The following is a 14,505-nucleotide window of genomic DNA, read 5'->3' on the forward strand; positions in this document are numbered from 1 at the left end:
ATGATGTTCTTTTATTGCGCATTCAATGTAACAATACTTGACACTTTGGTCTACAAAATTGTAGTTAGTTTGGACGTTAGGTGGTCCGCGAGTGGTGAATAAGATACGTTTTTGGTTTGGCTGGAGGTGCGCTGCTGGCATTGTCCTGATCTCTGCGCGAGGTTCGGGTGCCGTTGTTGGGGAGAGCTTCAGGGGATGTACGTATCGATTGTAAAGCAGGGGTAGATGTATGGGGCTGTTCAAGAAAATTATTCCATTAGTATGCTTGGTTGTCGCTTTATTTTGTGCTTATTTGTGGTCAAAACACGGTCCAGAGCAATCTAAGTCTGCGGTAAGTCAGACAAAAGGCGTTCCCCAAACATCTAAAATGCGGAAGGGGTTGCCTCCTGCGCACGTTGTCGTTAGTCCCGTTAAAGTTCAAAATTTTTATAAACAGTTTAATGCTATTGGTAGTGGGCGGGCTATAGCAGCGGCGGAATTAACTCCTTGGTCAGCGGGCATTATTGACGAATTATACGTATCCGCGGGAGCAAAAGTGCAGGCGGGAGATTTGATCGCAAAACTTGATTCTAAAAGAGAGGAAATTGCGGTTGAGAGAGCAAAGGTACAACGTGATAATAGTGCATTGGCGCTTTCGCGAACTCTTAAATTGCGTTCTACTAATACGGCAACGGAGGTTCAGGAAATTGCTGCGCGTCTAGATTTAGATAATGCGGATTTAGCCTTGCGTGATGCTAATTTGGCACTTTACCGGCGGACGATTCGTGCGCCAATCGATGGAGTTGTCGGTATTTTACCCATTGATGTAGGAAATACGGTCGCTCTCAATACTGTTGTTGGTCGCATTGAAAATAGAGAACGCGTTTTAGTTGATGTGTGGATACCTGAACGATATGTGTCGTGCATCCGTAAAGGAGATGAAGTGGCTGTGAATTTGATAGCGTGGCCAGATGAGGTATTTACCGGCCGTATTCATGCACTTGATAATAGAGTTGATGAAGAAAGTCGTACATTGCATGTTCAGGTTGAAATCGAAAATGAGAAAGATGTACTTATGTCTGGTATGTCCTTTTCTATTAAGTTTCAGTTTCCCGAAGGACTTTTTCCTGTCGTGGATCCCCTCGCAATCCAATGGAATAATAGAGGGTCTTTTGTTTGGAGAATACAAGATGGGAAGGTGGAATATGTTCCCGTGTCTATTATCCAACATATAGAAGGGCAAGTATTCGTGGATGCTCCTTTAAAGGAAGGCGATCAAATTATTGTCCAGGGAGTGCAGATGCTCTACCCCGGTAGAAGTGCTGTTATCGATGATTCAGAGACCCATCAGCAGAAATCATCTACAGCTGATGGGCAGGGTGCATAATGAGACAAGAAACAGAAACAAAACAATCCGTTGTGGAGCCCGAGCGGAATGGCATTATAGCGCTTTTTATTCGCAGGCCAGTTTTTACCTTTGTTTTGAATGCTATGATTGTGATTGCTGGGTTCGCTGGTTGGATGGGTGTTGATGTGCGCGAATTGCCAGATGTAGATATTCCAGTAGCAACGGTTGTAACGAATTTCCGTGGTGCATCAGCGGAAACAATTGATCGTGAAATCACGAAAACCATTGAGGATGCGGTTTCACGTGTCTCGGGTGTTAAAACGATTTCTTCGACGTCTTCCTTTGGTCGCTCTCGTGTTGAGGTTAAGTTTAATGTTGGTGTCGATCTGAATGTCGCTGCCTCTGATATTCGTGATGCTATTTCTCGCGTTGTTAATTCTTTGCCCAAAGAGGCGGATCCACCTCAGATCATCAAGGCGGATTCTAATGCTGCTGCGATTATGTATTTAGTTGTGACTTCACAAACAATGGGTATCGATGATTTGACAACAATCGTAGATGATCAAATTGTTGATTTGCTTTCTGCTGTTGATGGTGTTGGGGATGTACACGTTGATAATGCTCGCACAAAAATTTTTCAGATTGATGTTGATCAAGAAAAACTTGCTAGCTATGGGTTAACTATAGCAGATGTGGCGCGCGCTCTTTCCGACATGTCTGTGGATGCGCCTGTGGGATCGCTGCGCAATTCCGGAGAGACATTAATCGTACGGGCTACTGCTAGATTGACGACACCGGCGGCCTTCGAGCAAGTTATGATAAAGCCTCGTGTGCGTATCGGTGATGTCGCGGATGTTACTCTGTCCCCTGATGCAGAAACGGTTATTCTCCGCGTTAACGGAGAGTCAGGGATTGGGCTGGGTATTGTACGTAAGGCTCAATCTAACGTTCTTGATATTTCTAAAGGTGTTAGGGGAGCTGTTGATCATCTGAAAAACACTTTGCCTTCTTCTGTACAAGTTAGTATCATTAGTGATGATGCTACCTTCATCAAGGGCGCACTTCATGAAGTTGAGACTGCATTGGTCGTTGCTATTCTTGCTGTTATTGCAGTCATCTTTCTTTTCCTTCGAGATATCCGTATAACACTCATTCCTGCTTTGTCTATACCGGTGGCTCTCATTGGGACAATTGCCGCGATTTACCTAGCAGGTTTTTCTCTGAATATCTTGACGTTTTTGGGATTGGTATTGGCGACCGGTCTTGTTGTGGATGATGCAATTGTCGTTCTCGAGAACATTGTCCGACGGCGCAATATGGGATTTGGTTCTCTATCGTCATCAGTTTTGGGAACGCGAGAGGTGTTTTTTGCAGTTATGGCGACGACGTTGACTTTAGTCGCTGTTTTTGTGCCTATTTCTTTTCTTCCTGGGCAAATTGGAAGACTCTTCAGAGAATTCGGTTTTGTATTAGCAATTTCTGTTTTGCTTTCTGCAGTTGTTGCTTTGACGCTTTGTCCTATGCTTGCGTCGCATTTTCTTAAAGATTCTGTTGAAGGTGATGCAGAGAGTGTGCGCTATTTTGCTTTTTTGAACAAACTAGGTGCTCATTTCAGTGACGGTTATGCTCGTAGCCTACATAGGTGTTTGGAGCGTCCTTGGTTTGTTGTTTTTGCGTCATTCGCTTTTCTGGGTATTTGCCTTGGGGGATATATGAAGTTACAGCATGAGCTAACACCAGAAGAGGATAGGGCGGCTGTTTTGTTGGTTGTTAATGGACCACAGGGCATCTCGACGCAGTACATAAATGAGCAGGTAGAGAAAATTGAAGCGAGTTTACAACCGTTGCGCGATGCTGGTGAAATCGTTAATAGTTATTCTATTGCGGGTATTGGCGGCGCTTCAAATCGGGCCTTCCTTATTTTGTTGCTTTCATCTTGGGAAAATCGCTCGCGCAGTCAGAAAGAAATCGTAAAAGATATTAATGGAAAAATTAGGAAATTTCCTGCAGTGCTTTCATTTGTTGCACAGGGAAATTCCCTGGGAGTTCGGGGGACGGGGCAAGGGTTGCAGTTTGCAATTCTCGGGGATAATCGCGAGAAATTACAGCTGGCTGCTGGCGAACTTGTGAATGCTCTGCGGAGTGATGAGCATTTCGTTCGTCCCCGATTAACTATTGACGCAACGCAGCCGCAATTTTTTATTGAAATTGACCGGGAAAAGGCTTCCAATTTGGGGATTAATATTACCAATTTGGGCAATACTTTGCAGGCGATGCTGGATGGTAAAAAAATTGGCTCCGTTTACGTAGATAATCACTCCTACGATGTAAAGCTTACATCGCGTAAAAATCCCGTCAACAATCCAACCGATTTAGAGAATGTTATTTTAAAAACGCAAGACGGTAAATATGTTCCTTTATCAGTTATTGCAGATATGCATGAAAAAGCCACTACACCTCAATTAAAACGGGAAGAGCGCATGAATGCTGTTGTTGTGAGTGCAAATCTCGCTTCAGGTGTCGCGTTGGGAGATGGTTATCGAGTTATGCAAAAAATCGCTTCTCCTTTATTATCAGAAGAGAATTATATTATTCCATTGGGAGAAGCTGCAACGCTTGGTGAAACATCCTCCGATTTAGCGATCGTTTTTGGGGTCGCTCTTATGGTTATTTTATTGGTTTTGGCTGCGCAGTTTGAAAGTTTTATTTCTGGGTTTATCATAATGGCTACTGTGCCATTAGGTCTTGGTTGTGCCGTGGTCGCTATGTTTTTGAGTGGTACTAGCCTTAATATTTACAGCCAAATTGGTTTGATTTTGTTGATTGGCATCATGGCAAAAAATGGAATTTTGATCGTGGAATTTGCGGATCAGTTGCGTGATCAAGGTAAAAATGTTCGCGAAGCTATAGAGGAAGCGGCTAATATTCGCCTCCGCCCAGTCAGCATGACAATGATTTGCGCCATTTTAGGGGGGATTCCTTTGATTCTGGCAAAAGGGGCTGGTGCGGAAGCACGTGTATCCCTGGGGTGGGTCATCGTCGGTGGTTTGGGATTGGCGACAGTTTGTACTCTTTATGTGACGCCGGTTGTTTACCTTTTTTTGGGACGCTTTGTGAAGCCAAAAGCGGAGATAGCTTCACGCTTAACGGAAGAACTAAGAAGAGCTGAATGATATTTTGGATGGAATGTCTGATAAATTTAAAGAGTCTTTGTTTAGAGAAAGTCGTTTAGAGGTCTTGCTGTTTCGTTTTTGCGTTTATTCATTTAGTGTGCATGCGTTGAAATATTTAGCCAGTGATAAAAGGGGGCTGTCGGTTATACCGTGTTTGCGGTGATAAGGTCTTTTAGAGCGGCCTTAGAGCTTTAGATGAATGCGTTGCAGACTATTTTGTAGATTATAATGTTCGTATACTCGCTAACGTTTTGTGGAAGACTGTTGCGTTTACGGTTTCGCTTTAAGGGCTGGTGGTTTCTTTTCTGGTTTTTAAAAATGTTGTTTGGTATCTCTCTACGGATCTGGGACGGCTTGATTATCGTTGCGGACGTATTAGGGGAAGGATGTGCGGTGATATTTTCTGGTGAGCTTAGCTGGATATGTCTAAAAAGCGGTTGGTTCTTTGTGTTTTCTCATTCTGAGGGGATAGTTTTAAATGAATGCGATATCATTTAAGATATTCAGGCCGTTTTTGTTCGTATTTGGGTATTTTCTAGAATAGTTCGCAATGGTAGCTACACAAGAAAGCGACAAGGGGTACAAGCATGGTTGATATCTGTGCAGGGGATTTTTAGGATCTGCGATAGCATTTAACAGATGCTTTAAAACTCCGCTGCCCACGGTGTTTGTTTTGTTCTTAACTTTGATCAAATAAACCCAATTAGCATCGCTTCGTTCAAGGGTGTGGCGGAGAGAGAGGGATTTGAACCCCCGATAGAGTCACCCCTATGCCGCATTTCGAGTGCGGTGCTTTCAACCACTCAGCCATCTCTCCACGGTTATTAAATCACAACGGAAAAATAATAAACGTACGATGGATAAGTAGCCTTCAATTGCTTCGGGAACAAGTCCTTTTTTGCTTTTTTGTCATCATTTCTTGACAGAGGACGGAAATTCTATCATATGTACCGGGCGTGAACGTACGGGGGCTGTGCTTTCGTGGTTTTTGTGGGTGTTTTCGCTCTTTTGAGCTTTGTTGTATTACGACTGATAAAAAGTGGTCCGCTTCTCTCTGTTAGTGATGAGGTAGGGCTGGGTCGAACGGAAAGGTAGAATAATGTTCGCAGTCATTAAAACTGGCGGAAAGCAGTATCGTGTTGTTGCTGATCAGCTGGTAAAAGTTGAAAAAATTGTTGGTAATGCCGGTGATGTCGTCGAATTTAAGGATGTGTTGATGATTTGCGAGGGTGGGAATGCGACTGTCGGTTCACCCATCGTTGCTGGTGCTGTGGTTACAGCTAAAATTGTTGAGCAGGGTCGCGCACCCAAGGTTATTGCATTTAAGAAACGCCGTCGTCAGAATTCGAAACGTACGCGCGGTCACCGCCAAGCGGTAACGACGCTTCGTGTTTTGAAAGTTTTGGCTGGCGGCTCGGATAGCAAAAAGGTGGGTGCAAAGTCGTCTGAAAAGAAGGTAGTTGCACGGAAAGAGGCGGGATCCGCTGGTTCTCTCAAAAAGGCCGCTACGTAGGTTTATAAAAAGGTTTGCGTCAGGAGAGGCGCAATCGTGGCGTTGAGTGAATAAGAGAGATTAAAGGAGAGTATATATGGCGCATAAAAAAGCTGGTGGTTCTTCGCGGAATGGTCGCGATTCGGAGTCAAAGCGTCTTGGTGTTAAAAAATTTGGTGGTGAAGCTGTTCTTGCTGGCAATATTATTGTTCGGCAACGGGGTACACGCTGGCACCCTGGTGATAATGTCGGTATGGGGAGGGACCATACAATTTTCGCGTTGTTAAATGGGACAGTTTCTTTTTGTAAGAAAGCTGGAAATCGCTCGTATATTTCGGTAATTCCCGCAATGGAGACGGCGAAGTAGGACTGTGATGCTGTTTTTACGGTGAGCCGATGTCTCTTTGGATTTTTAAGCTCTTCGGTTGTAATATGAAAAGGGAAAGGTGGTGTGCCGCCTTTCCCTTTTTCATTTTTACGATGCAGTAGACAGAGGGGGATGAGAAAAGCTGAAAAGTGGCATCTGGGGTACGTTTCTAGATTGATGGAAATCAGCTGTTATATTTTTGTTTGGATCGGAGGCGTTTGGGTTAGTGGTTGGTGTGTGATGATAGCGGGGAGCGTTAGAAGAGTTGGGGGACTGTAAAAAATTGATTGAAGCCTGTCAGTAAAAATGGGCTAATTTATTCTTTTTTATGGATTTTATAGTGGCTGTAGTATTCTGGGGCGGTTATAATTTTTCGTTAGGCGAATTATTTTAAAAAAATGATGTATGACATATTTAAGAAAGTTGATTAAAGTTTCTTAAGAGTGATTGCGCGGAAAACTTTTCAATAATTTTTAAAGTAGAATATGCCGCTGAATGGGTGCGGTGATATTACGGAGACGAAGGTGTGGTTAGTAAAAGGAGGGATGTTCTGAAGGTCTGCCTTGTCCGATGAAAGTGAGATTCACTGATTAGTGGAAAAGGTTGAGTTTAAGTAGCGGTGTTTTTTGCGATTTTGTTTATTTCGTCTGTTTGACTATCTGGAAGTTGAGGCTGTTTTTGGAGATTTTCTTGGTTTTAGTGATTAGTTCCGCTATCGTGAGGTATGGGTTATTCTTTATAGTACATAGGTAGATGGGGAGGGTTCTGTCGTGTTTGTTTGGGAGAGAAAATCTGAGATGTCGTTATGTTATGTCTTTTGGGTTCGGTGTCGCTAAATTTTAAGTCTTGAATACTCTGAAAGAAGTGAGCTGTATGAGGCGATATTTAATTATGTAATTAGCCGAGAAGCAACAGCGGTGGGTGTCCCATTGGGAGGGCAGTATAAAGTATTCAGGCAAAGTTGCAAACGGCTGGAGTGCTTCTGTTGTTGGGCCGTAATCTGTTAAATAACTCAGGTAATACAGCGTTTTTTACAGTGATCTTCGTTGGTTGGGTGCGCGAGTGTCTGAATATTTTGTGTAACGAAATAGAAAGCCAAGTTCGTCCGTTATCTTTTTAAGAAAGTTCTCTGGGTGGCAGCGTTTAGTTGTTCAAGGGCTTTCGGTTGGATGTTTGAGTGTTTCCGGTCATACTTCGTGTAATGAAAGCAATGCCGTTTTGCCGCTTGTGTTTTGTGTTCTGGAAATGCGGTTTTGAAATGAAGTTTGCCAAATATTTTTAATTCGTCATGAAATACGAGGAGGCAGGGGCAATGAGTTCAGGTTTTAATGAGGTGGAAGTCTTGTCCAGGATATCTGTGAAGCTTGCGGCTGCTTTTGATAATAAAAATGATGCCATACATGCTGCTTTTGAATTGCTTGTACAAATTGGTGCGGTCGAGAAATATTATTTGGAAAGTATGCTCAAACGAGAAACGGTAACAAATACTTGGCTTGGGAATGGTATAGCTGTTCCCCATGGCATGGTAGAAAATCGTGATTTGATTATTAAGGATGCTGTTGCCGTTGTGCAAATTCCTGCTGGTGTTGAGTGGCGGGATGGAAATAAGGCGCGTTTGGTCGTTGCTGTTGCGGTTTGTCCTAATCGTTATATGGAGATTTGCAAAAAATTGACGCTTCTTTTGTTCGATAAGGAACGGTTGGAAAAACTTTCAACAACTTTGGATAAACGGCAAATTGTGACAACCCTGTTCGGTCAAGATACAAAGATGGGGGAAGGCTGTGTTGGTGATCTTTCTATTTGTCAACAGTGGATTTTAGATTATCCTAGTGGTCTTCACGTGCGACCGGCTTCTCTTTGGGTGGAGTTTGCGAGGAAAATTCAAAGTTCTATTAGAGTTCGCTGTGGTCAATACGCGGCTGAAATGGGCAGCTTGGTGGGCTTGCTGCAATTGGGAGCAAAGAACGGTGATGTTTTAACTTTTTCGACGGATTCCGTAGAGGGTGAGCAGTTGCTTAAGGATGCAATTTCTGTTGCAAAGAAGATTGGCCTGGGTGAAAAATATACAACAAGAGAGACGAAAGCTCAAATTAAGGCTTTTCATGGGTGGTATCCACGTTCTGGGCAGAAAGGTATCTCTGGTATTGGGGCGAGTCCGGGGTTGTCTGTCGGTAAGATTTTTGTTTTAAGGCGAAATGATATTTCCATAATTGATCAGCCAGTCGATTTTGTAACTGGCGCTGCGTTTCTTGAAAATGCTCTGATAAAGACGAAGCGCAAAATGATGTCGGTTATTAGTGATATTACAGCTCGTATTGGACCAGATTCTGCTGCGATTTTTTCCGCACAAATGGTTTTGCTTGAGGATGAAACTTTGATAGCTCAGGCTTGTCGTTTTATGGCAGAGGGCCACGGCGTAGCTTGGTCTTGGGATAGAGCGGTTCGACAACTTGCAGATGTATTTTCTAAGGCAGAGAATCCTTTTTTAGCTGCGCGTGCTATTAATTTAGTTGATGTTGGTTATCGTGTTTTGGGTGAAATTAGCCCATCTTATAAATCATCTTTTTTAAATAGTATCCCACACGGTACTATTCTTGTTACGGATGACTTATCGCCCTCTGATGCTGTTCAGCTGGATTGTACAAAAGTGCGAGGATTGGTGACAGCATGGGGGGGGCCCATGTCTCATACGGCTATTTTGGCTCGTACTCTCGGCATTCCAATGGTCGTTGCTGCGGGAACTGGTATTTTGGTCGATGAACGTGATATTCAAGCTATCATTGATGGTGATAGTGGTTTTATTTATCTTGATCCTTCTCTCGAAGATGTTAAAGATGTCCGAAAGCGGATGAATGTTTTCGTTAAAAAGCACGGCAGTGAGATAGATCTATGCAGGCGGCCGGTGCGAACGACAGATGGTCAGAGGATTCGTCTGATGGCCAATGTGAACGACGTAAATCAAATTCCCGTTGCGCTGAATTTAGGGGCCGAAGGCGTTGGATTAATGCGCACGGAGTTTTTGTTTCTAGACAGCCAACGTATACCGGATGAAGAAGCGCAACTTGGCGTGTATCGAGCGATGATTGCAGCTGTGGAGGATAGACCTCTTGTTGTTCGTGTGCTCGATGTTGGTGGGGATAAGCAGGTTGCGCATTTACAATTATCTGAAGAGAACGATTCCTTTTTAGGTGTCCGGGGAACGCGGCTTTTGTTGCGTCGACGTGATCTTTTGATCCCACAGTTGCGTGCTTTATATCGGGCATCAAAAGAAGGAGGAGACCTGTGGATTCTATTTCCGATGGTCATGTCTGTTTCAGAGATTTTCACTATAAAAAAGATTACAGAAGAAATTCGGGATGACGTTGGAGCACAAAAATTGAAATTTGGTGTTATGATCGAGGTTCCGGCTGCGGCGATTATGGCAGATGTTTTGGGTGCTCATGTTGATTTTTTTTCTATCGGAACCAACGACCTAACTCAGTACACAATGGCTGTCGATCGACGCAATCCTTACCTTGTATCTGAAGCGGATAGCCTTAATCCAGCAGTTTTGCGTATGATTCGCCGAACTGTTCAGGGTGCGGAGAAACACGGATGTTGGGTTAGTGTGTGCGGTGGTATGGCTGGGGATCCTTTTTCGGCTATGATTTTGACCGGATTGGGGATTAATGAACTCTCAGTGATATCTCGCGACATTTCTTCAGTAAAAGCGTGTTTGCAAATGCACAGTTTTGAGGACATGAAGCTTTTGGCTCAGAGGGCGTTACAGTGTGAAACCGCACAAGATGTGCGTTCTCTCAGCGATGACATTAAATTGGCAAGGAGACTTTAAGAAAATTGCGGCAATATCGCCGATAGTATGTAGCGTTAAGTATAAAACTTTATCTTCGTACTCTAACTTTGATTTGGGTGCGATGGTGGCTTAAAGGGGCTGTTTGTTCAAATTGTTAATAGCGGGATTGCAGCAAATAATTCAGACGCTCTTTGAACTCATTTATGTTCAAAGAGTTTGCTGAAAATTTGAATACAAACAGTTGCGACAACGAGCCTGCCTATACGAGCTTTTATATGAATAAATGGGAGATCTGAGTTTCTGAATGTGCATTTAGCTTTTTCTTTTGGTGTTTAATGGTCGGTTTTTTGCACTTTTTTGTGGAGGGATCCGTTTTTTTCTCTACGTGGTGAGCTGCACCTCCTATAGCCTATAGCGGAGTTGGCGCCGCTGTAATTTTACTGATCCGTGACGTAATTTAGTTTCTCCACAGCTTTCATTAGATGAACTACGAGAGGTGTATAACGCTTGAATATTCTCCATTCGTAAATAAGCTATTATGACGTACTACCAGGTTTGTGTAATTCGATAAATATAAACGATACCAAGATTGTGCTGTTCATAAACAGCCGATGTTTCGTGGTTGCAATTGTTGTATGGTGAAATTAGATGGTTTTTGTGAAGTATGGTTTAATTTACACAAAGAATGTAACCGTTTGTCTTGCTTAGTATTGAAGATAATCGGGACAGGGTCGGCGCTTTGGCGTCTAATTTATTAAGAAACACGGGCGTATGATAATTCAAAAATTGGCTTCTTTGTTAATGAGGAAGAGTGGTGCGAGTGGACGGTATGGCTATTGATCTTTTATAATAAGCTAATTTTTGCATTCCAAATTCTTATCTGAGAAGATTCCTTTCGGGGGAGAGAGAATCGGTTATCGTTGAATAAGTATCGCATCTTATTTTTGAAATATACAATTTGAGCTTGCACGTTGCTTCTTTCTAAGTATAGTGCGAGATTCTGGAGAGGTGGCCGAGTGGTTGAAGGCGCACGCCTGGAACGCGTGTATATGGGGAACCATATCGAGGGTTCGAATCCCTCTCTCTCCGCCATCCGCGGAATTTGCGGGTGCTGTGGGGGACATAAAATTGTCAAACCTTTTTATTTTAGTTTGCTTATCCTGGCGTTTTTGTATTTTTTTATCTGAGGTGGGTGGATGTTTCACGGATGGTGGGTTGTCAGGTGAAATTTGATCGGAGGGCGTATCAGAGCAGAGAGGCTGTTTATGTTATTTTCGTTGGTTGACAGAAAAGTAGTGTTCAGTTGGGGAGCGTCGGGATGTTTTTTTAAGTATCTTGGTTGGGTATTTACGTAGAAGTTTCCTTCTACACAATGCTTTTAAAACATCAAATAACGTAGAATAGGATATCTCTCTGGTCTATGAGTTTCCCTCCGGTTCTACGCATACTTATAGTTTTCTGGCTTCTCTCTTTTTCAGTATTCTGCGTGCAATAGCTACAAGAGCAGTTTTTCATTGAAAAACATGCTCTGCTCTCAATCTACGACATCTCTGGAGGGCTGTATAATCGTTATTTTCCCAAAATACCGAAATAACTGAACTCAGAGATAACAAACTCATCTTAATTTCAGCAACAATCCCGGAACGCGGCCCCGCATTATGAGTACAGGAGAAGCCTCTCCAGTGCCTGAATTGAGTCGCAAGGCGGTGCTAGGAGGATTCTCATGCCACGCCAAACACCTTCCCCTTATTCAGAGATGCCATCTCGGCCCGAAAAATAGAACAACCACACCCCCACAAAAAAGAAACATCCTGAAAAGTACGATCGAAGGAACAAAAACGATAAGGGGAAAGGACCGGGACAAATAACACAAAGCACCCGAAAAAATCCCCGGATAACCTACACTGTCACGAGCACTCTAAAAAATCCGATACTCCAAAAACAAAAAAAATAAAGCTCTACCCCTTGACAAAAAAAAATATAATCACTTTTCGTATTGCTATTTCTTTTAATATCCTATACGTATGTAAGAAATCCCAAAAAACTCGACCAAAAAAACATTTGGCCGACTAAACTAATCACCAAAAAACGCAAAATTTACTAAAAAATGACTCACATCCATTCAAACTTTAAAATTCACAGACACATCCGAAGCTAAAATGTGTCTTTTTTATGTTCATAGCGGGGACCTTTTCACTTTCACAACCTACCCAAAGTAATGCGCTCTCCGCGCAATCACGCAAGTATTAGTTCCGAAGAACTAGCAATAAAATATGTTTTTTTTATGTTTAAAAAATATTTTTATTAGGAGACTATATGAAAAAGCTATATTTAACACGAAATTTTGTTAAGCCTACTTCGTTAGGAGTTGCTGTATCTGTGTTGTTATCAAGTACATCGTCTGTGTTTGCTGCGAATGTTGCGCTTACAGGAGGAAGAGATCTTAGCACGAACGCTCCTGGTAGTAAGTACAGTAAAGGTAGTCACGGTAGTGTTGTTTTATCTGGTGATAATAATTTTTGTGGTGCGGATAACGTTATTGGCCGTGGGGGTTCTGGTTTTAGCAACGCCGGTGCAATAACTGCAGAAGAACAGTTTTCTAGATTTATAGAGAATACAGCTTTTCAAAACCTTCATCCGTACGGTACAAGTATCAGCAAAGTAACTTACACTTCTGAGGGGCATACGCAAGGCGGTGTTGGCTATATGGGGTCATCTTCAACGGGTGGTAGTACTAATGTTATGCCAGAGGCTTACGGTGTTTATTCTTTTGTAACTGGCTGTGGAGCTTCCGCGACAGGAAATTACTCAACGGCATTCGGAGCGGATGCCACCGCAAAGGCTGGGGGGGCGATGGCTTTTGGTGTTTCTGCTCTTGCGAGTGGGAGAGCTAGTTTTTCTGCAGGTATTGGGTCAGTGTCTTCAGGAGAGGCTGCGCTTGCTTTTGGTGGACTTTCGGTGTCTTCTGGTGAGGAAAGTGTCGCTCTTGGAGTTAGGGCGAAGGCAAAAGAGGACTATGCGGTTGCTTTAGGCTCGCGGTCTAGCGCCGAAGGTAAAGGTTCTATCGCGATAGGTGGCGCTGATTTTGAGGAAAGTAAAACAGTGGCAAGGGGTGAGAGTGCAATTGCTATAGGTATACATGCTCAAGCTGATACAGTCAGTTCGGTTTCCATTGGTGCCAATACGCAGGTGTTTTCTAGGGGCGGTGTTGCTTTAGGTGAGGGGTCTGTTTCTCAATTTGGCAGCTCTGGTCCCGGTTATGATCCTGTGACAGGGGCGAGTAAAGGCGATGGGGACAGTGTCTGGCAAGGTACTAGGGGGGCTTTTAGTATCGGTAACGCTGATAGCGGAGTAACGCGGAAGATAACGGGAGTAGCGGCAGGGTCTGAGGATACTGATGCAGTGAATGTGGCGCAGCTGAAATCTCTGAGAGAAGTTAGGTTAGGATGGTGGGATTTATCTGTTGGTGGAGAAAAAGCCCAAAATATTAGTGCAGGAGGTACGGTGGACTTTTCATCTACGGATGAAAATATAACTGTTGCAGCAAATAATGACGGTCACGGAATAGTTTTTGATCTAGCAAAAGATATCTCGTTAGATAGTGTTAAGGTAGGTGGAAGTACCCTGAGCGCGACGGGTTTAGAGTTGTCTGGTGGTCCGAAGGTTACGAGCGATGGTGTTGATGCCGGAAATAAAGTGGTTAGTAACATAAAGGATGGACAAATTTCTTCCAGTTCGTCTGATGCGATAACCGGTTCACAGCTTTATTCTGTGGGTGGTGCGCTTGCGAAGTCTCTCGGTGGTAATGCTAGTTACACAGATGGAGAGTGGACAGCGCCTAAATTTGAGGTTGCACAAGTTGATTCTGACGGCAAAGTCGGTGAAAAGAAGAGCTATGACGATATTTCTGGTGCTTTTGGTGGGGTTAATGAAGCTTTCACAGGCATAGATAAGAGGTTTGCAACTCTTGACGATAAAATTGACGGTGTAAAAACTGGTCTTGAAGATGGGCTTCTTATTGGGCAGGACAGAAGTGATCATTCCATTTCCATTGGTAAAGAGGCTGATGGTACTGTGATCAGTGTTGCGAATAAAGATAGCAAGTCTCGGAAGCTTACTGGTATTTCATCTGGTGATATTTCTGCGAGTTCGTCTGATGCGATAACCGGTTCACAGCTTTATTCTGTGGGTGGTGCGCTTGCGAAGTCTCTCGGTGGTAATGCTAATTACGCAGATGGAGAGTGGACAGCGCCTAAATTTGAGGTTGCACAAGTTAATTCTGACGGCAAAGTCGGTGAAAAGAAGAGCTATGACGATATCTCTAGCGCTTTTGGTGGTGTTAGTGATGCTTTC

5 protein-coding genes, 2 tRNA genes and 1 pseudogene are annotated in these 14,505 nt (G+C 43.4%); 7 read left to right on the forward strand and 1 reads right to left on the reverse strand.

Features of this window, described 5'->3' with window-relative positions; translation table 11 throughout:
- Nucleotides 1–229 precede the first annotated feature (229 nt).
- On the forward strand, nt 230–1,366 hold the full coding sequence (locus WCP75_RS03925; RefSeq protein ID WP_336276944.1) for an efflux RND transporter periplasmic adaptor subunit: 1,137 nt from the start codon (nt 230–232) through the stop codon (nt 1,364–1,366).
- Complete coding sequence (locus WCP75_RS03930) at nt 1,366–4,500, forward strand: efflux RND transporter permease subunit (RefSeq protein WP_336276945.1); 3,135 nt, start codon at nt 1,366–1,368, stop codon at nt 4,498–4,500. Before WCP75_RS03925 ends, WCP75_RS03930 begins: the two co-directional genes overlap by 1 nt.
- Nucleotides 4,501–5,227: 727 nt before the next feature.
- On the opposite strand, the gene WCP75_RS03935 is transcribed toward WCP75_RS03930, so the two are convergent.
- Nucleotides 5,228–5,317, reverse strand: a tRNA-Ser gene (locus WCP75_RS03935).
- Nucleotides 5,318–5,599: 282 nt separating this feature from the next.
- Between WCP75_RS03935 and rplU the strand changes: the two genes are divergently transcribed.
- The 5 genes and pseudogenes from rplU to WCP75_RS03960 form a co-directional block, all read left to right on the forward strand.
- Entirely contained in the window at nt 5,600–6,013 is a 414-nt protein-coding gene (gene rplU, locus WCP75_RS03940; RefSeq protein ID WP_442894947.1) for a 50S ribosomal protein L21, read from the forward strand.
- A gap of 76 nt (nt 6,014–6,089) precedes the next feature.
- Nucleotides 6,090–6,359, forward strand: coding sequence for a 50S ribosomal protein L27 (rpmA, locus tag WCP75_RS03945; protein WP_336276946.1), 270 nt, complete (start codon nt 6,090–6,092; stop codon nt 6,357–6,359).
- A gap of 1,312 nt (nt 6,360–7,671) precedes the next feature.
- Nucleotides 7,672–10,191: a phosphoenolpyruvate--protein phosphotransferase gene (ptsP, locus tag WCP75_RS03950; RefSeq protein WP_336276947.1), complete on the forward strand. Its 2,520-nt coding sequence runs from the start codon at nt 7,672–7,674 to the stop codon at nt 10,189–10,191.
- A gap of 963 nt (nt 10,192–11,154) precedes the next feature.
- Nucleotides 11,155–11,244 (forward strand) — tRNA-Ser (locus WCP75_RS03955).
- Between the two features lie 1,224 nt (nt 11,245–12,468).
- Nucleotides 12,469–14,505 (forward strand): annotated as a pseudogene (locus WCP75_RS03960) (hypothetical protein); the annotation flags it as partial.

The organism is Bartonella numerosa (assembly GCF_037070845.1).
Classification (GTDB): Bacteria; Pseudomonadota; Alphaproteobacteria; order Rhizobiales; family Rhizobiaceae; genus Bartonella.